Source organism: Pseudomonas sp. N-1-13 (genome assembly GCF_057787095.1).
This window is the reverse complement of sequence record NZ_JBYNRI010000001.1, coordinates 1,097,577-1,115,540: the sequence shown is the minus strand read 5'-3', so window position 1 is coordinate 1,115,540 and position 17,964 is coordinate 1,097,577. Positions and strand designations below refer to the sequence as shown.

General features: G+C 60.1%; 15 protein-coding genes. 1 reads left to right on the top strand and 14 read right to left on the bottom strand.

Annotated elements, in window-relative coordinates; genetic code table 11:
* Positions 1–5: 5 nt before the first annotated feature.
* Positions 6–1,118 (bottom strand): S-(hydroxymethyl)glutathione dehydrogenase/class III alcohol dehydrogenase, encoded by a 1,113-nt coding sequence (locus AC3I65_RS05075; RefSeq protein WP_025212132.1) that lies wholly within the window; start codon positions 1,116–1,118, stop codon positions 6–8.
* A 107-nt stretch (positions 1,119–1,225) separates the two neighbouring features.
* On the opposite strand from AC3I65_RS05075, the gene AC3I65_RS05070 reads away from it, so the two are divergent.
* Positions 1,226–2,122, top strand: a complete 897-nt coding sequence (locus tag AC3I65_RS05070) for a LysR substrate-binding domain-containing protein (protein ID WP_047227581.1) — start codon at positions 1,226–1,228, stop codon at positions 2,120–2,122.
* Between the two features lie 136 nt (positions 2,123–2,258).
* Here AC3I65_RS05070 and ispD read toward each other — a convergent pair whose 3' ends face one another.
* From ispD to lpxD, 13 genes are all read right to left on the bottom strand, one after another.
* Complete coding sequence (ispD, locus tag AC3I65_RS05065; protein WP_076386179.1) at positions 2,259–2,966, bottom strand: 2-C-methyl-D-erythritol 4-phosphate cytidylyltransferase; 708 nt, start codon at positions 2,964–2,966, stop codon at positions 2,259–2,261.
* Positions 2,963–3,241 carry a cell division protein FtsB gene (gene ftsB, locus AC3I65_RS05060; protein ID WP_047227579.1) on the bottom strand — a complete coding sequence of 93 codons (279 nt, stop codon included), beginning with the start codon at positions 3,239–3,241 and terminating at the stop codon, positions 2,963–2,965. The genes ispD and ftsB overlap by 4 nt, the downstream gene beginning before the upstream one ends.
* A 170-nt stretch (positions 3,242–3,411) precedes the next feature.
* Positions 3,412–4,701, bottom strand: coding sequence for a phosphopyruvate hydratase (gene eno, locus AC3I65_RS05055; RefSeq protein WP_047227578.1), 1,290 nt, complete (start codon positions 4,699–4,701; stop codon positions 3,412–3,414).
* 159 nt (positions 4,702–4,860) lie between these two features.
* Entirely contained in the window at positions 4,861–5,706 is an 846-nt protein-coding gene (gene kdsA / locus AC3I65_RS05050) for a 3-deoxy-8-phosphooctulonate synthase (protein ID WP_047227577.1), read from the bottom strand.
* A 4-nt stretch (positions 5,707–5,710) separates the two neighbouring features.
* Positions 5,711–7,342: a CTP synthase gene (gene pyrG / locus AC3I65_RS05045; protein ID WP_047227576.1), complete on the bottom strand. Its 1,632-nt coding sequence runs from the start codon at positions 7,340–7,342 to the stop codon at positions 5,711–5,713.
* A 298-nt stretch (positions 7,343–7,640) separates the two neighbouring features.
* Entirely contained in the window at positions 7,641–8,945 is a 1,305-nt protein-coding gene (gene tilS / locus AC3I65_RS05040; RefSeq protein WP_488523512.1) for a tRNA lysidine(34) synthetase TilS, read from the bottom strand.
* Between the two features lie 135 nt (positions 8,946–9,080).
* Complete coding sequence (locus AC3I65_RS05035) at positions 9,081–10,028, bottom strand: acetyl-CoA carboxylase carboxyltransferase subunit alpha (RefSeq protein ID WP_047227574.1); 948 nt, start codon at positions 10,026–10,028, stop codon at positions 9,081–9,083.
* Positions 10,029–10,179: 151 nt separating this feature from the next.
* On the bottom strand, positions 10,180–13,701 hold the full coding sequence (gene dnaE / locus AC3I65_RS05030; RefSeq protein ID WP_281459506.1) for a DNA polymerase III subunit alpha: 3,522 nt from the start codon (positions 13,699–13,701) through the stop codon (positions 10,180–10,182).
* A 96-nt stretch (positions 13,702–13,797) separates the two neighbouring features.
* Positions 13,798–14,442, bottom strand: coding sequence for a ribonuclease HII (gene rnhB / locus AC3I65_RS05025; protein WP_160891751.1), 645 nt, complete (start codon positions 14,440–14,442; stop codon positions 13,798–13,800).
* Between the two features lie 11 nt (positions 14,443–14,453).
* A complete protein-coding gene (gene lpxB / locus AC3I65_RS05020) occupies positions 14,454–15,584 on the bottom strand; it encodes a lipid-A-disaccharide synthase (RefSeq protein ID WP_488523511.1) in 1,131 nt (376 codons plus the stop codon).
* 2 nt (positions 15,585–15,586) lie between these two features.
* On the bottom strand, positions 15,587–16,363 hold the full coding sequence (gene lpxA / locus AC3I65_RS05015; protein WP_107321575.1) for an acyl-ACP--UDP-N-acetylglucosamine O-acyltransferase: 777 nt from the start codon (positions 16,361–16,363) through the stop codon (positions 15,587–15,589).
* Entirely contained in the window at positions 16,360–16,800 is a 441-nt protein-coding gene (fabZ, locus tag AC3I65_RS05010; protein ID WP_047227569.1) for a 3-hydroxyacyl-ACP dehydratase FabZ, read from the bottom strand. Before fabZ ends, lpxA begins: the two co-directional genes overlap by 4 nt.
* A gap of 108 nt (positions 16,801–16,908) precedes the next feature.
* Positions 16,909–17,964 carry a UDP-3-O-(3-hydroxymyristoyl)glucosamine N-acyltransferase gene (gene lpxD / locus AC3I65_RS05005; RefSeq protein WP_047227568.1) on the bottom strand — a complete coding sequence of 352 codons (1,056 nt, stop codon included), beginning with the start codon at positions 17,962–17,964 and terminating at the stop codon, positions 16,909–16,911.

Here is a 17,964-nt window from a genome sequence, read left to right as displayed (position 1 = left end):
CGACCTCAGAAATGAATAACGGTACGGATGCTCTTGCCTTCATGCATCAGGTCGAACGCCTTGTTGATATCTTCCAGGCCCATGGTGTGGGTGATGAAGGTATCCAGCGGAATCTCGCCCTTCTCGGCCATTTCCACGTAGCTTGGCAATTCGCTGCGCCCGCGCACACCGCCAAACGCCGAACCGCGCCAGACGCGCCCGGTCACCAACTGGAACGGACGGGTGGCGATTTCCTGGCCGGCCCCGGCCACACCGATGATCACCGACTCGCCCCAGCCCTTGTGGCAGCATTCCAACGCGGCACGCATCAGTTGCACATTGCCGATGCACTCGAAGGAAAAGTCCACGCCGCCGTCCGTCATGTCGACGATGACTTCCTGGATCGGACGGTCGAAATCCTTCGGGTTGACGCAATCGGTGGCACCCAGTTGCTTGGCGATTTCGAACTTGGCCGGGTTGATGTCGATGGCAATGATGCGCGATGCCTTGGCTTTCACCGCACCAATCACCGCCGACAGGCCAATGCCGCCCAGGCCGAAGATCGCCACGGTGTCACCCGGCTTGACCTTGGCGGTGTTGAGGACCGCGCCGATACCGGTGGTGACGCCGCAACCCAGCAGGCAGACTTTTTCCAGCGGCGCTTCTTTGGGGATTTTCGCCACGGAAATTTCTGGCAATACGGTGTATTCGGAGAACGTCGAGGTCCCCATGTAGTGGAAAATCGTCTCACCCTTGTAGGAAAAGCGCGAGGTGCCATCTGGCATCAGGCCTTTGCCTTGGGTGGCGCGAATCGCCTGACACAGGTTGGTCTTGCCCGACTTACAGAATTTGCACTGGCCGCACTCCGGCGTATACAGCGGAATGACGTGATCGCCCACCGCAACCGACGTCACGCCTTCGCCGATAGCTTCGACGATGGCGCCACCTTCATGGCCGAGGATCGACGGGAAGATCCCTTCCGGGTCGGCGCCCGACAAGGTGTAGGCATCGGTGTGGCAGACACCCGAGGCCACCACGCGCAGCAACACTTCGCCCGCCTTGGGCATGGCGACGTCGACTTCAACGATTTCCAGGGGTTTCTTGGCCTCGAAGGCAACGGCCGCGCGTGACTTGATCATGGGGAGTCTCCAGCAAATAAAAACAAGACAGGGAGTGTAATCCCTCACCAGACGATGAATAATCCAACCAAAAGCAAAACATTATTGCTGCACAGGGATAATCATTCATGTCCGATAACCGCTGGGAGGGCATTGACGAATTCGTCGCCGTGGCCGAATGCAGCCAATTCACCGCCGCCGCCGAACGCCTGGGCGTTTCGTCTTCCCACATCAGTCGACAAATCGTACGGCTTGAAGAGCGTCTGCAGACACGACTGCTGTATCGCAGTACCCGCCGGGTCACCCTGACCGAGGCCGGCCAGACGTTCTTGCAGCATTGCCAGCGCCTGCAGGACGGACGCGAAGAAGCACTGCGGGCGGTGGGCGACCTCACCAGCGAACCCAAGGGCATGTTGCGCATGACCTGTGCCGTGGCCTACGGCGAGCGGTTCATTGTGCCGCTGGTGACACGGTTCATGACGCTTTATCCGCAATTGCGGGTGGACATCGAACTGAGCAACCGCCCCCTCGATCTGGTTCACGAAGGCCTGGACCTGGCGATTCGCCTGGGCCGCTTGCAGGACTCACGCCTGGTTGCCACGCGCCTGGCGCCACGGCGCATGTACCTGTGCGCATCGGCGTCCTACCTGGAGCGCTACGGTCGCCCCCATAGCTTGTCGGAATTGAGCCGCCACAACTGCCTGATCGGTAGCTCCGACCTCTGGCAACTGGAGCAGAACGGGCGGGAATTTTCCCAACGAGTGCAGGGAAACTGGCGTTGTAACAGCGGGCAGGCGGTGCTGGATGCGGCTTTGCAAGGGGTGGGATTGTGTCAGTTGCCGGATTATTACGTGTTGGAGCATTTGCACAGCGGGGCGTTGATATCGCTGTTAGAGGCTCACCAGCCGCCGAATACAGCGGTGTGGGCGTTGTATCCGCAGCAACGGCATTTGTCGCCGAAGGTGCGCAAGTTGGTGGATTACTTGAAGGAGGGGTTGGCGCAGCGGCCGGAGTATCGGGGGTAACACTGGTCTTTATGTTATCTGAGCGATTGCTATCGCGAGCAGGCTCGCTCCCACACTGGATCTTCAGCGGCTACAAATTTTTGTGTACAGCCAAAGCCCCTTGTGGGAGCGAGCCTGCTCGCGATGGCGATTCCACTTAATGGCGATTCGCCCAACGCTGGCGCAACCACTCCAGATCTTCAGGGCGTGTGACCTTGAGGTTATCGGCCCGCCCTTCGATCAGGCGTGGCGCCTGCCCTGCCCATTCCATGGCGGACGCTTCATCGGTAATCACGGCATCGGCCACCAGGCTGTCAGCCAGGGCCCGGTGCAAGGCACCGAGATGAAACATTTGCGGTGTGTAGGCTTGCCAGATGACGCTGCGGTCAACAGTTTCCACTACACGGCCGTGCTTATCGACTCGCTTGAGGGTGTCACGCGCCGGCACGGCCAGGAGACCGCCGACCGGATCATTCGCCAGTTCCCTGAGCAATGTGTCCAGATCGTCCCGGGCCAGGTTGGGCCGGGCGGCGTCGTGCACCAAGACCCAGTCGTGATCATCGGCACCCTGTCCGTGAAGATGCAGCAAGGCATTGAGCACCGAATCCGAACGTTGTTCGCCACCGTCCACGCGCTGGATGCGTGTATCGCTGGCACAGGCCAGGGTCGGCCAATAAGGGTCATCGTGTGCAACACTGACCACCACGCCTTTTACGGTCGGATGATCGAGGAAACAGCCAAGGCTGTGTTCGAGAATTGTGCGTCCGCCCAGTTGCAGGTATTGCTTGGGACGGTCCGCAGCCATACGGGCTCCAACGCCCGCGGCAGGAATCACGGCCCAGAAGGCCGGCAAACGGATGCTCATTGGGCCAACTGGTAGAGGGTTTCGCCCTCTTTAACCATGCCCAGTTCATGGCGAGCCCGCTCTTCAACGGTCTCCATGCCTTTTTTCAGTTCACTGACTTCGGCGTCCATCACCCGGTTACGCTCCAGCAACGCCTCGTTTTCGGCATGCTGTTCAGCAATCTGCTGAGTCAGGTCCGCCACTTGCGCCAGACTGCCATTACCCACCCAAAGGCGGTACTGCAGGCCAGCCAGCAACAGGAGCAAGACAAGAAACAACCAATTGGGACTGCGCATCGAATCTCAGGTATCCAGTGAAAAAGACAGCCATGCCACACTTTGAAGCGTCTGATAGCACGAAGCCTGGAAAAACCAGGCTTGTGCTTGATAAGGCATCAGATTAGAGGCAAAACCGCCGCTATTGCGACTTTTTTGACATCATCCGGTGTCTTTTTACCATCTACCGCTTAACCGCGAAACTCGGCACGACCGTTGTACTTGGCCTTGCCGTTCAACTGCTCTTCAATACGCAGCAGTTGGTTGTACTTGGAGACGCGATCGGAACGGCACAGCGAACCGGTCTTGATCTGGCCCGCCGCAGTGCCCACGGCCAGGTCGGCAATGGTCGAATCTTCGGTTTCGCCGGAGCGGTGGGAGATCACGGCAGTGTAGCCGGCGGCCTTGGCCATCTGGATGGCTTCCAGGGTTTCGGTCAGGGTACCGATCTGGTTGAACTTGATCAGGATCGAGTTGGCGATCTTCTTGTCGATGCCTTCTTTCAGGATCTTGGTGTTGGTGACGAACAGGTCGTCGCCTACCAGCTGGGTTTTTTCGCCGATCTTGTCGGTGAGGATTTTCCAGCCGGCCCAGTCGGACTCGTCCAGGCCATCTTCGATGGAGATGATCGGGTAGCGCTCGGTCAGGCCCTTGAGGTAGTCGGCAAAACCTTCGGCGGTGAACACCTGGCCTTCACCGGACAGGTTGTACTTGCCGTCTTCGAAGAACTCACTGGCCGCGCAGTCCAGGGCCAGGGTCACGTCGGTGCCCAATTTGTAACCGGCGTTGGCCACGGCTTCGGAGATCACTTTCAGTGCGTCTTCGTTGGACGCCAGGTTCGGTGCGAAACCGCCTTCGTCGCCAACGGCGGTGCTCAGGCCACGGGCCTTCAGCACAGCCTTGAGGTGATGGAAAATCTCGGTGCCCATGCGCAGGCCTTCGGAGAAGGACTTGGCGCCCACTGGCTGGACCATGAATTCCTGGATGTCGACGTTGTTATCGGCGTGCTCGCCACCGTTGATGATGTTCATCATCGGCACCGGCATCGAGTAGACACCCGGGGTACCGTTGAGGTTGGCGATGTGTGCGTACAGCGGCAGGTCCTGGTCCTGGGCGGCAGCCTTGGCAGCGGCCAGGGACACGGCGAGGATCGCGTTGGCGCCCAGGGTGGCTTTGTTTTCGGTACCGTCGAGCTTGATCATCGCGTGATCGAGGGCTTTCTGGTCGGCAGGATCCTTGCCCAGCAACAGGTCACGGATCGGACCGTTGATGTTGGCGACGGCTTTGAGCACGCCCTTGCCCAGGTAACGGCTCTTGTCGCCATCACGCAGCTCCAGCGCTTCGCGCGAGCCAGTGGAAGCACCGGACGGCGCGCAGGCGCTGCCGATGATACCGTTGTCGAGAAGCACGTCCGCTTCAACAGTGGGGTTGCCACGGGAGTCGAGAACTTCACGACCTTTGATGTCGACGATTTTTGCCATTGTTGTAAACACTCCAAAGTTGACGAAACGCTGTAACAGTAAGGCTTGCCGACGACGGTCCCGAAGGACGTCATCGCTGGCAAGCCATGCTCCCACAAAAGCAGTGCGGCCAGCGGGCCAGAGCGATAATCGAGCGGTACTTTACCGGAGAAAACCGCGTTACGCGGTTTCTATCGTCGGAAAACTCTTGACCAGTTCGTCCAACGCCTTGAGCTGAGACAAGAAGGGTTCCAGCTTGTTCAAGCGCAAGGCACAAGGGCCGTCACACTTGGCATTGTCCGGGTCCGGGTGGGCCTCGAGGAACAGACCTGCCAGGGACTGGCTCATGCCGGCCTTGGCCAGGTCGGTGACCTGGGCGCGACGCCCCCCTGCGGAATCGGAACGACCACCGGGCATTTGCAGCGCGTGGGTCACGTCGAAGAACACCGGGTATTCGAACTGCTTCATGATGCCGAAACCAAGCATGTCCACCACCAGGTTGTTGTAGCCGAAGCTCGAACCACGCTCGCAGAGGATCAACTGGTCATTGCCGGCCTCTTCGCACTTGCTCAGGATGTGCTTCATTTCCTGGGGCGCGAGGAACTGGGCTTTCTTGATGTTGATCACCGCACCGGTCTTGGCCATCGCGACCACCAGGTCGGTCTGGCGCGACAGGAAGGCCGGCAGCTGGATGATGTCGCAGACCTCAGCGACCACTGCGGCCTGGGCAGGCTCGTGGACGTCGGTGATGATCGGCACGCCGAAGGCTTGCTTGATGTCCTGGAAGATGCGCATGCCCTCTTCCAGGCCCGGGCCACGGTAAGAGGTCACGGACGAGCGATTGGCCTTGTCGAAACTGGCCTTGAAGACATAAGGGATGCCCAGCTTCTGGGTGACCTTCACGTACTCCTCGCAGACCTGCATCGCCATGTCGCGGCTTTCCAGTACGTTCATGCCGCCGAACAGCACCATGGGCTTGTCGTTGGCAATCTCGATGTCGCCGACGCGAATGATCTTCTGGGCCATCGTTTTATGCCTTCTTCTGGTGTTGAGCCAAAGCGGCTTTCACGAAACCACTGAACAGCGGGTGGCCGTCCCGAGGCGTCGAGGTGAACTCGGGGTGGAACTGGCAAGCAACGAACCATGGATGATCCGGGGCTTCGACCACCTCCACCAGCGCGCCGTCACCGGAACGACCGGAGATTTTCAGGCCGGCCTCGATCAGTTGCGGCAGCAGGTTGTTGTTCACTTCGTAGCGATGGCGGTGACGCTCGACGATCACGTCCTTGGCGTAGCAATCGTGCACCTTGGAGCCGGCTTCAAGCAGGCATTCCTGGGCACCGAGACGCATGGTGCCGCCCAAGTCGGAGGCTTCGGTGCGTACTTCCACGGCGCCGGTGGCATCTTCCCACTCGGTGATTAGGCCCACGACCGGGTGACCGCTGGCGCGATCGAATTCGGTGGAGTTGGCGTCCTTCCAGCCCATCACGTTACGGGCGAACTCAATGACCGCCACTTGCATGCCCAGGCAGATGCCCAGGTAAGGCACCTTGTTTTCGCGAGCGTATTGAACAGCGGTGATCTTGCCTTCCACGCCCCGCAGGCCAAAGCCGCCCGGCACGAGGATCGCATCGGCGCCTTCGAGCAGACCGGTGCCCTGGTTCTCGATGTCTTCAGAGTCGATATAGCGCAGGTTGACCTTGGTACGGTTGCTGATACCGGCGTGACTCATCGCCTCGATCAGCGACTTGTAGGCATCCAGCAGCTCCATGTACTTGCCGACCATGGCGATGGTGACTTCGTGTTCCGGGTTGAGCTTGGCATCGACCACCGCTTCCCATTCGGACAGGTCGGCGCTGGCGCACTGCAGGCCGAAACGCTCGACGACGAAATCGTCCAGGCCCTGGGAGTGCAGGATGCCCGGGATCTTGTAGATGGTGTCAGCGTCTTCCAGGCCGATCACCGCACGCTCTTCAACGTTGGTGAACTGGGCGATCTTGCGCCGCGAAGAGATATCGATCGGATGATCGGAGCGGCAGATCAGTACATCCGGCTGCAGGCCGATGGAACGCAGTTCCTTGACCGAGTGCTGGGTGGGCTTGGTCTTGGTTTCGCCAGCGGTAGCGATGTACGGAACCAGGGTCAGGTGCATCAGCATCGCGCGCTTGGCACCGATTTCGAAACGCAACTGGCGGATGGCTTCGAGGAACGGCTGGGACTCGATGTCACCCACCGTGCCGCCGATTTCGACCATCGCCACGTCGGCGTCGCCGGCACCCTTGATGATGCGGCGCTTGATTTCGTCGGTGATGTGCGGGATGACCTGGATGGTCGCCCCCAGGTAATCACCACGGCGCTCTTTGCGCAGCACGTGCTCGTAGACACGGCCGGTGGTGAAGTTGTTGTTCTGGGTCATGGTCGTGCGGATGAACCGCTCGTAGTGGCCCAGGTCCAGGTCGGTCTCGGCGCCGTCGTGGGTGACGAACACTTCACCGTGCTGGAACGGGCTCATGGTGCCCGGGTCGACGTTGATGTACGGGTCCAGCTTGAGCATGGTGACCTTAAGTCCCCGCGCCTCCAGGATGGCCGCCAATGAAGCCGAGGCAATGCCTTTCCCCAATGAAGAAACAACACCGCCCGTGACGAATATGTAGCGCGTCATGAAAAACCCTAGAAGTCTGCGTTAAAGCGGTCCGAGCCGCCGGGGAAAGCGAAGGAAGGCCGAAGCCCCCGATCACCTGCATTAATCACAGTGCACCTTTCAAAAAAACCGCCGCGTTGGGACAGACCGGAAGTGAAATCACCGGTACGTTGCTCGCTACACATTTTTTGGAATCGCCCAGCAAAGACTGCTTGGTAATCGGCAACTCCTGCAATTCAGGCGAATCCACAGAAGTTGTATCAAGAAGGGAGCGTAGTCTACCGGAAAGCCCCTTTCAGCTCAAACCCAGATCTTGGTTTCATGGCTGCCAGATCAGTTGCCAGTTGCCATCAATGCCGCTGTCGAGTCCTGGTAAGCCAGCCACTGCCAGCAATTGCTCGTCCCGATACAGCAGCGGCAATCGACCGCGCGCAAACGCCGGCACGCCTCTTTCGTTGAGCAAACGCTTGAGGTCCCGGTGACCACGACCAGGCAACATCATGGCTTCACCTCCCTGACGATAGCGGACGCAGAGCGGTTCGTCGGGCATTTTACCGTCGAGGGTCACCGTGCCGTTGTCTGGCAGGGTCAATGCTTGAGCAGTCAGCGTCCATTCTACGGGGCCTGCGGCCGGTCGCAGCCAGCGGTCGGATAACCACCAGACGCGTCCGCCGGTGCGGTGCAGTTCGCCACCGGCCAGCCGCCAGATCGGCCGGGCGTCGTCCGCTGCATCGCGCAACGAGTCCCAGCCAGACCAATGATCACTGTTGGGCAGCGTTGTCATCGACGCCAGCCAATGACTCAACGCATTACGCTGACGGGCCGGCGACAAGGCTCGCAACGGGGCCAACTCAAGCGACCGCAACCCAAGCCAGTCGAACGCGCTGGGCGTGATGGCTCGGTGCAGATCGATTCGCGCCAGGTCATCCAGCAAGCCTTGGGCCTCACTCAGGTGCGCAGCGCTGCGGGCGAAGGTCGTCGAGGCTTGGGACCACTGCTCGGTCAATACCGGGAAAACTCGCTGGCGCAGGAAATTGCGCGCGTACCGGTGATCGTCGTTGGAAGGGTCTTCGATCCAGTTCAAGCCCTGTTGCGTCGCGTAGGCTTCCAGCTCCGCCCGGGACACATCGAGCAAGGGTCGCAGCAAGTACCCCTGGCCCAGAGGACGCTGCCGAGGCATCGCCGACAAGCCCCTCACCCCTGCCCCACGCAACAAACGAAACAACAGGGTTTCAGCCTGATCGTCGCGATGTTGACCGGTGAGTAGCACTTCATTGCTGTGGAGCAGCGCCACGAAGGCAGCATAGCGCGCCTCCCGGGCGGCACGCTCGACGCTGGCACCGGCCGGGACTTGCACGTTCACTACTTCCAGCGGCACCCCAAGGGCCTTGCAGACCGAGCGACAATGGTCCGGCCATGCATCGGCCACAGCCTGAAGGCCATGATGGACGTGGACAGCACGTAACGGTGGCAGGGCTTCATTTTTGGAGAGAGACGCGAGCAGGTGCAGCAGGACGGTGGAATCGAGGCCACCGGAGAAGGCGATGCGCCAGGTGACGGCGTTGCGCCAGGGGGATAGCTGTGTGAGGAGCCGGGTTGGCAGGTCAATCGTGGGCTGATTCATAGGAACTGGCCTTCACACAAATCAGATGTGGGAGCGAGCTTGCTCGCGATGGCGGTGTATCAGTCAACTTATCTGTTGAATGTTAACCCGTCATCGCGAGCAAGCTCGCTCCCACACAGAGGTACCGCGCTTGAATCAGAGACCGTAGCTCATCAACCGCTCGTAGCGACGGGCCAGCAGCGCTTCGTTGTCGAATTTCTTCAGCATCGACAGTTGCGAACTCAGCTCGGCACGAATCAGCGCCGCAGCCGCGGCCGGATCACGATGAGCGCCGCCTACAGGCTCGCTGATCACTTTATCCACGATACCCAGGCCTTTGAGACGCTCAGCGGTGATGCCCATGGCTTCGGCGGCATCCGGCGCCTTCTCGGCGGTTTTCCACAGGATCGAGGCGCAGCCTTCCGGCGAGATCACCGCGTAGGTGGAGTATTGCAGCATGTTCAGCTGATCGCAGACACCAATGGCCAGCGCACCGCCGGAACCACCTTCGCCGATCACGGTGGCGATGATCGGGGTTTTCAGTCGCGCCATTACGCGCAAGTTCCAGGCGATCGCTTCGCTCTGGTTGCGCTCTTCGGCGTCGATGCCCGGATAAGCGCCCGGCGTGTCGATGAAGGTCAGGATCGGCATCTTGAAGCGCTCGGCCATTTCCATCAGGCGGCACGCCTTGCGATAGCCTTCCGGACGCGGCATGCCGAAGTTGCGGCGCACCTTTTCGCGGACTTCGCGGCCTTTCTGATGGCCGATGACCATCACTGGCTGGTCGTCCAGACGGGCGACGCCACCCACGATCGCGGCGTCGTCGGAGAAATGCCGATCGCCGTGCAGCTCATCGAACTCAGTGAAGATGTGCTCGATATAGTCCAGGGTGTAGGGACGACGCGGATGACGCGCCAGGCGGGCGATCTGCCAGCTGGTCAGCTTGCCAAAGATGTCTTCGGTCAGCGTGCGGCTTTTGTCCTGCAGACGAGAGATTTCATCGCCGATATTCAGCGAATTGTCATTACCGACCAAGCGCAACTCTTCGATCTTGGCTTGCAGGTCGGCGATCGGCTGTTCGAAATCTAGAAAATTCGGGTTCATAGGCGTCCGTCTTGGGTCGACGTCCAAGAGAGCTTGGGCCGGCCGGTTGTCTATTCGCGCCCTACCTTAAGGGAGAGGCGCGTTCAGGTCGAGATTAAAAATTCGGGTCGAGATCAGGGCCGCTCCAAGGTTCAGGAGTGGCACCTGGCCGTCAACGGTATTGGAGGAAGACGTTGTCTTTGCCGAACTGGTCACGCAAGGCTTGAATCAACGCATCCGCCGGATCGATCCGCCAGCCTTCGCCGAACTGCAGCACAGCCTTGGCGTCGGGGCGCACGTACTCCATGGTAATCGGGCAAGCACCGCGATGGCGCTTGAACAATTCCCCCAGCCAGCGTAGCTGATCGCCCTTGAGATCCTGGGTCTGCAATTTCAGGCGCAGGCTCTCGGCCAGGTTGGTCCGGGCATCTTCCATGCTCATCACCCGTTTGACCCGCAGCCGCAGGCCACCGGAAAAATCGTCGTTGCTGACTTCGCCTTCCACCACAACCATCGCGTCAGTCTGCAACAGCGACTGGGCCGAATGGAACGCATCGGCAAACAACGACGCCTCGATGCGCCCGGAGCGGTCGTCGAGGGTGATGAAGCCCATCTTGTCGCCCTTTTTGTTTTTCATTACCCGCAGGGCGATGATCATACCGGCGACGGTCTGCGTGTCACGCGCCGGCTTCAGATCAATGATGCGCTGGCGGGCGAACCGGCGGATCTCGCCTTCGTACTCGTCGATCGGGTGACCCGTGAGGTACAGGCCCAAGGTGTCTTTCTCACCCTTGAGACGCTCCTTGAGCGTCAGCTCCTTGGCCTTGCGGTGATTGCCGTAGACATCGGCATCTTCCTCGACAAACAACCCGCCAAACAGGTCGGCGTGACCACTGTCATGGGTCCGGGCGGTTTGCTCGGCGGCCTTGATCGCTTCTTCCATGGCCGCCAGCAGCACCGCGCGGTTGCGGTCGATATTGGCCTGGTAGGCCTTGGGTTCATCCTGGAAGTACGGGCCCAGACGGTCCAATGCACCGCTGCGGATCAAACCGTCGAGGGTACGTTTGTTGATGCGTTTGAGATCGACCCGGGCGCAAAAATCGAACAGGTCCTTGAACGGTCCGTCCTGACGGGCTTCGGTGATGGCTTCCACCGGTCCTTCACCCACGCCCTTGATCGCCCCCAGTCCATAAATGATGCGGCCTTCGTCGTTCACCGTGAACTTGAACTCCGAAGCGTTCACGTCCGGCGCGTCGAGGCGCAACTTCATGGTCCGCACTTCTTCGATCAAGGTCACGACCTTGTCGGTGTTGTGCATATCCGCCGACAGTACCGCGGCCATGAATGGCGCCGGGTAGTGGGCCTTCAGCCACGCGGTCTGGTACGACACCAGACCATAGGCGGCCGAGTGGGATTTGTTGAAGCCGTAACCGGCGAATTTTTCCACCAGGTCGAAGATGTTACCGGCCAGGTCCGCATCAATGCCGTTGTTCGCACAACCCTCGATGAAACCGCCGCGCTGCTTGGCCATCTCCTCGGGCTTTTTCTTACCCATCGCCCGACGCAGCATGTCCGCGCCGCCGAGGGTGTAACCGGCCATTACCTGGGCAATCTGCATCACCTGTTCCTGGTACAGGATGATGCCGTAGGTCGGTGCCAGGACCGGCTTGAGGCCGTCGTACTGATAATCCGGGTGCGGGTACGCCAGCTCGGCGCGACCGTGCTTACGGTTGATAAAGTCATCCACCATGCCCGATTGCAGCGGGCCCGGACGGAACAGGGCCACCAGTGCGATCAGGTCTTCGAGGCAGTCGGGCTTGAGCTTTTTGATCAGCTCCTTCATACCCCGGGATTCAAGCTGGAACACCGCCGTGGTTTCGGCTTTTTGCAGCAGGCTGTAGGTCGGCTTGTCATCCAGCGGGATGAAGGCGATGTCCAGCGGCTCTTCGCCGACCTTGGCCCGGTCACGGTTGATGGTTTTCAGCGCCCAGTCGATGATCGTCAGGGTCCGCAGGCCAAGGAAGTCGAACTTCACCAGGCCCGCCGCCTCGACGTCATCCTTGTCGAACTGGGTCACCAGGCCGTCGCCCTCTTCATCGCAATAGATCGGCGAGAAGTCAGTCAGCTTGGTCGGCGCGATCACCACGCCCCCGGCGTGCTTGCCGACGTTACGCACCACGCCTTCAAGCTTGCGGGCCATCTCCCAGATTTCCGCGGCTTCTTCATCGACCTTGATGAAGTCCCGCAGGATTTCTTCCTGCTCGTAGGCTTTTTCCAGGGTCATGCCGACTTCGAACGGGATCATCTTCGACAGACGATCCGCCAAACCGTAGGACTTGCCCTGCACCCGCGCCACGTCACGCACCACAGCCTTGGCGGCCATGGAACCGAAGGTGATGATCTGGCTCACCGCGTTGCGGCCGTATTTCTCGGCCACGTAATCAATCACCCGGTCGCGACCGTCCATGCAGAAGTCGACGTCGAAGTCGGGCATGGACACCCGTTCCGGGTTGAGGAAACGTTCGAACAGCAGGTCATATTCCAGCGGGTCGAGGTCGGTGATCTTCTGCACGTAAGCCACCAGGGAGCCTGCACCCGACCCCCGGCCTGGCCCCACCGGCACGCCGTTGCTCTTGGCCCACTGGATAAAGTCCATCACGATCAGGAAGTAACCGGGGAAGCCCATCTGGATGATGATATCCAGCTCGAAATTCAACCGGTCGACATAGACCTGGCGCTTGGCCTCGTAATCTTCGGTGGTGTCCTTGGGCAAGAGAACGCTGAGGCGCTCCTCCAGGCCATCGAAGGATACCTTGCGGAAATACTCGTCGATGGTCATGCCATCGGGGATCGGGAAGTTGGGCAGGAAGTGCTTGCCCAGCTTCACTTCGATGTTGCAGCGCTTGGCAATCTCGACGGTGTTTTCCAGCGCCTCGGGCAGGTCGCTGAACAACTCGGCCATTTCCTCGGCGCTTTTGAGGTACTGCTGATCGCTGTAGTTTTTCGGACGACGCGGATCATCGAGCGCCCGGCCCTCACCGATGCAGACGCGGGTTTCGTGAGCCTCGAAATCTTCCTGCTTGATGAAGCGCACGTCGTTGGTCGCCACCAGCGGCGCGCCGATCCGGTCGGCCAGGGCCACGGCGGCATGCAGGTGTTCTTCGTCGTTGGGGCGATTGGTGCGTTGCACTTCAATGTAGAAGCGGTCCGGGAACACCGCCATCCAATCGCGGGCCAGTACTTCGGCTTCTTCTGGATTGCCACTGAGCAGGGCCAGGCCGATTTCACCTTCCTTGGCCGCCGACAGCATGATCAAACCTTCATTGGCCTCAGCTACCCATTCGCGCTCGATGATGATCGAGCCGTTGCGCTGGCCATCGATAAAACCGCGGGAGATCAACTCGGTGAGGTTGCGGTAACCCACGGCGTTCATCACCAGCAGGCTGATGCGGCTCAGCGGCGCGTCCGGGTCTTTGTTCGACAGCCATAGGTCGGCCCCGCAGATCGGCTTGATCCCGGCGCCCATGGCATTTTTGTAGAACTTGACCAGCGAACACATGTTGTTCTGATCGGTGACCGCCACAGCAGGCATGTTCATGCCCACCAGGGTCTTGACCAGTGGCTTGATCCGCACCAGGCCATCGACCAGGGAGTATTCAGTGTGCAGGCGTAGATGAACGAATGAAGCCGGCATAGTGATCCTGCGTTAAGTCATGAAAACAACAAGGCCCGGATTGTACCGAGCCTTGGGTAAAACATCAGCATGATTGCCTTGCCACAAAAGCCTGCATCAAGAGACCGCAGTCTGATGACTTACGATCAAACCCTCACGGGCTTCATAAGCCAGTCGCACCGGCGCGAACGAGCGCCGATGGATCGGCGTTGGCCCAAGGCGCGCCAGCGCTTCCAGATGAACGGGTGTCGGGTAGCCCTTGTGGCCGCCGATGCCGTAGCCCGGGTAAATCAATTCAAAGGCGCTCATTTCCCGATCACGGCTAACCTTGGCCAGAATCGATGCCGCCGCAATGGCCGGCACCTTGCCGTCCCCCTGAACGACTGCTTCGGCGCGCATAGACAGCTTCGGGCACCGATTGCCATCGATCATCGCCAGTTTCGGGGTGATGTGCAGGCCTTCCACGGCACGCTGCATCGCAAGCATGGTGGCGTGCAGGATATTCAGCTCGTCGATCTCTTCCACTTCAGCCCGGGCAATGCACCAGCTCAGGGCTTTCTCACAGATTTCGTCGTAGAGCTTTTCGCGACGGGCTTCGGTGAGCTTCTTGGAGTCGTTGAGGCCCAGAATGGGCCGGTTTGGATCGAGAATCACCGCTGCCGTCACCACTGCGCCGCACAACGGACCACGACCGACCTCATCAACACCGGCCACCAGTTCTTCAACTTCAGCCACCAGATTGAAGTCCAGGCCCATCTGCAATTTCACGTTACTCATGGTTTGGCGCCGATCAGGGTCAATACTGCGTCGGCGGCCTGGTTGGAGGCATCGCGGCGCAAGGTACGGTGAATGTCATCAAAGCCCCGGGTCTGCTCCTGGCCACCGTCGATCAAGGGCGACAGCTTACGGGCCAGCGCATCGGCGGTTGCCTCGTCCTGCAGCAATTCAGGCACCAGCAAGCGCTGGGCCAACAGATTGGGCAAGGAGATGTAGGGGCTCTTGACCATGCGTTTGAGGATCCAGAACGTCAACGGCGCCAGACGATAGGCGACCACCATCGGGCGTTTGTACAGCAACGCCTCAAGGGTAGCAGTGCCAGACGCAATCAACACGGCGTCACACGCAGCCAGTGCGAGATGAGAGCGGCCATCGAGCAATGTGACAGGCAGATCGCGCCCGGCCAGCAGCGCTTCAAGCTGAGCCCGTCGCTGCGGGCTGGCACAGGGCAGAACAAAACGCACGCCGGGACGCATCGCTCGCAGACGCTCGGCGGCGTCGAAGAACAAGCCTCCCAGGCGACTGACCTCGCCGCCACGGCTACCGGGCATCAAGGCCACCAGCGGGCCGTCGGGCAGGCCCAACGTCTGACGCGCCGCGTCACGATCCGCTTGCAGGGGAATGGTATCGGCCAGGGTATGGCCGACAAACCGTACCGGCACGCCCTTCTCTTCGTAGAATCGGGCTTCGAACGGCAGCAGCGTGAGCATCAGGTCGCAGCCTTCGCGGATTTTCAACACGCGCTTCTGCCGCCAGGCCCAGACCGAGGGGCTGACGTAGTGCACCGTCTTGATACCGGCCTGACGCAACTTGAGTTCGATATTGAGAGTGAAATCCGGCGCATCGATGCCGATGAACACATCCGGTCTTTCGTCGATCAGGGTCGCGATCAGCTTCTTGCGGCGAGCCAGCAGTTCGCGCAGACGTCCGAGCACCTCAACCAGCCCCATCACCGACAGGCGTTCCATGGGGAAATATGACGCCAGCCCTTCGGCCTGCATCAAGGGGCCACCGACACCGATGAACTCCACTGCTGGGTGCTGCGCCTTGAGCGCGCGCATCAGACCGGCACCCAGAATGTCACCGGAAGCCTCTCCCGCCACCAGTGCTATACGCAAGTTAGCCATGGTTAGCGAGTGATGCCGCGAGTCGAGGACTGGATGGAGTCACGGAATATCGCAACTTCCGGGAACTGCGCCGAAGCCTCGGCCAGCTCGACAAGGGCCTGTTCGACGGTCAACCCCTGGCGGTACACAACCTTGTAGGCGCGCCGCAATGCCGTGATCGCCTCTTCGCTGAAACCACGACGGCGCATGCCTTCGAAATTCATACTGCGGGCTTCGGCCGGGTTACCGAACACAGTGACATAGGCCGGTACGTCCTTGCCGATGGCGGTGCCCATGCCCGAGAAGCTGTGGGCGCCGATATGACAATATTGATGGACCAAGGTGAAACCGGACAGGATCGCCCAGTCGTCCACATGCACGTGGCCAGCCAACGCGGTGTTGTTGACCAGGATGCAATGGTTGCCAATGACGCTGTCATGACCGATATGGGCGTAGGCCATGATCAGGTTATGGTTGCCCAGAGTCGTTTCGGAACGATCCTGAACGGTGCCACGGTGAATCGTCACGCCTTCGCGGATCACGTTGTGATCGCCAATGACCAGCCGGGTTTCTTCACCTTTGTACTTGAGATCGGGCGTGTCCTCGCCTACCGAAGAAAACTGGTAGATGCGGTTGTGCCGACCGATCCGGGTCGGACCCTTGAGAATTACATGGGGCCCGATCACCGTACCCTCGCCGATTTCCACACCTGGGCCGATGATCGACCATGGGCCGACCTCGACATCGGCGGCCAGGACTGCCGCCGGATCGATGATTGCGCGAGGGTCAATCAAACTCATAGTTTGCGTTCCGCACAGATGATTTCAGCGGAGCAGACTGGCTTGCCGTCGACCGAAGCCTGGCATTCGAACTTCCAGATCTGGCGCTTGCAACTGATGAATGTGGCTTCGAGGATCAACTGATCGCCCGGGGTGACCGGCTGGCGAAAACGCAGCTTGTCGGAGCCCACGAAGTAGTAAAGCGTGCCGTCGGCAGGCTTCACGTCGAGCATTTTGAAACCAAGGATCCCGGCAGCCTGAGCCATTGCCTCGATGATCAGCACGCCGGGCATGATTGGATGCGCGGGAAAGTGACCATTGAAGAACGGTTCGTTGATGCTGACATTCTTGTAGGCGCGAATCCGCTTGCCTTCAACGTCAAGTTCCACCACCCGGTCCACCAGCAGGAACGGGTAACGGTGAGGCAGGTATTCGCGAATCTCGTTGATGTCCATCATTTCGGGGGGAAGCCTATGTAAAGATTGGAAGCGCACGATCGACGCGCGCCCCTCTAGCAAATCAAGGAGGCAGTCTAGCGGCTGTGCACACTTGATATGGAAATGGTATCAGCCATCTGATGAAGCATTACCGTCAGGGGTCACGTCCCCTACACGCTTTTCCAACTGACGCAAACGCCGCGCGATGTCATCGAGCTGGCGGATTCGGGCCGCGCTCTTGCGCCATTCGGCCGCCGGTTGCATCGCCGTGCCGGAAGAATAAGCACCCGGCTCGGTGATCGAATGGGTCACCATGGTCATTCCGGTGAGGAATACGTTGTCACAAATATCAATGTGCCCCACCAGCCCCACACCGCCGGCGAGCATGCAATGCTTGCCGATCCGGGTGCTGCCGGAAATGCCTACGCAGGCGGCCATGGCGGTGTGATCACCGACCTGGACGTTGTGGGCGATCTGAATCTGGTTGTCGAGCTTGACGCCATTGCCGATGACCGTATCAGACAGGGCACCCCGGTCGATCGCGGTGTTGACACCGATTTCCACGTCATCACCGATGGTCACGCCGCCGATCTGGGCGATCTTTTGCCAGATCCCCTTCTCCTTGGCAAAACCGAAACCTTCACCGCCCAGTACCGCACCCGACTGGATCACCACCCGCTTTCCGATACGCACGTCGTGATACAACGTGACCCGGGGAGCAAGCCAGCCACCCTCACCGATCTCGCAGCGCGCACCGATGAAGCAATGGGCGCCCAGCGTGACGCCCGGGCCTACCCGGGCGGCGCTTTCAATGACGACAAAAGGACCGATGCTGGCCGTGGGATCAACCACCGCATCCGCCGCGATGACCGCGCTGGGATGAATGCCGGGGGCCGACTTGGGTTTGGGGTCGAACAGGTGGGAAATCCGCGCATACGCCAGGTAGGGATCCGGTACGATCAGCGCATCGCCCGCGAACCCGTCAGCATCGGCAGGCTTGAGCAACAGCGCTGCGGCCCGGCTGTCGGCCAGGTATTTGCGATATTGAGGATTTGCCAGGAAGCTCAACTGAGCTGGGCCAGCCTCTTGCAAAGTGGCTAGCCCAGTGATGACCTTCTCCGGGTCGCCACGCAGGGTGGCGCCGAGGAACTCAGCCAGTTGGCCGAGCTTGATAGTCGCTGTCAT

Excerpts from the sequence above, each read along its gene's own strand:
- AC3I65_RS05075 (WP_025212132.1), bottom strand. The coding sequence starts at position 1,118 with ATGATCAAGTCACGCGCGGCCGTTGCCTTCGAGGCCAAGAAACCCCTG.
- AC3I65_RS05070 (WP_047227581.1), top strand. The coding sequence starts at position 1,226 with ATGTCCGATAACCGCTGGGAGGGCATTGACGAATTCGTCGCCGTGGCC.
- ispD (WP_076386179.1), bottom strand. The coding sequence starts at position 2,966 with ATGAGCATCCGTTTGCCGGCCTTCTGGGCCGTGATTCCTGCCGCGGGC.
- ftsB (WP_047227579.1), bottom strand. The coding sequence starts at position 3,241 with ATGCGCAGTCCCAATTGGTTGTTTCTTGTCTTGCTCCTGTTGCTGGCT.
- eno (WP_047227578.1), bottom strand. The coding sequence starts at position 4,701 with ATGGCAAAAATCGTCGACATCAAAGGTCGTGAAGTTCTCGACTCCCGT.
- kdsA (WP_047227577.1), bottom strand. The coding sequence starts at position 5,706 with ATGGCCCAGAAGATCATTCGCGTCGGCGACATCGAGATTGCCAACGAC.
- pyrG (WP_047227576.1), bottom strand. The coding sequence starts at position 7,342 with ATGACGCGCTACATATTCGTCACGGGCGGTGTTGTTTCTTCATTGGGG.
- tilS (WP_488523512.1), bottom strand. The coding sequence starts at position 8,945 with ATGAATCAGCCCACGATTGACCTGCCAACCCGGCTCCTCACACAGCTA.
- AC3I65_RS05035 (WP_047227574.1), bottom strand. The coding sequence starts at position 10,028 with ATGAACCCGAATTTTCTAGATTTCGAACAGCCGATCGCCGACCTGCAA.
- dnaE (WP_281459506.1), bottom strand. The coding sequence starts at position 13,701 with ATGCCGGCTTCATTCGTTCATCTACGCCTGCACACTGAATACTCCCTG.
- lpxB (WP_488523511.1), bottom strand. The coding sequence starts at position 15,584 with ATGGCTAACTTGCGTATAGCACTGGTGGCGGGAGAGGCTTCCGGTGAC.
- lpxA (WP_107321575.1), bottom strand. The coding sequence starts at position 16,363 with ATGAGTTTGATTGACCCTCGCGCAATCATCGATCCGGCGGCAGTCCTG.
- fabZ (WP_047227569.1), bottom strand. The coding sequence starts at position 16,800 with ATGATGGACATCAACGAGATTCGCGAATACCTGCCTCACCGTTACCCG.
- lpxD (WP_047227568.1), bottom strand. The coding sequence starts at position 17,964 with ATGACAGCGACTATCAAGCTCGGCCAACTGGCTGAGTTCCTCGGCGCC.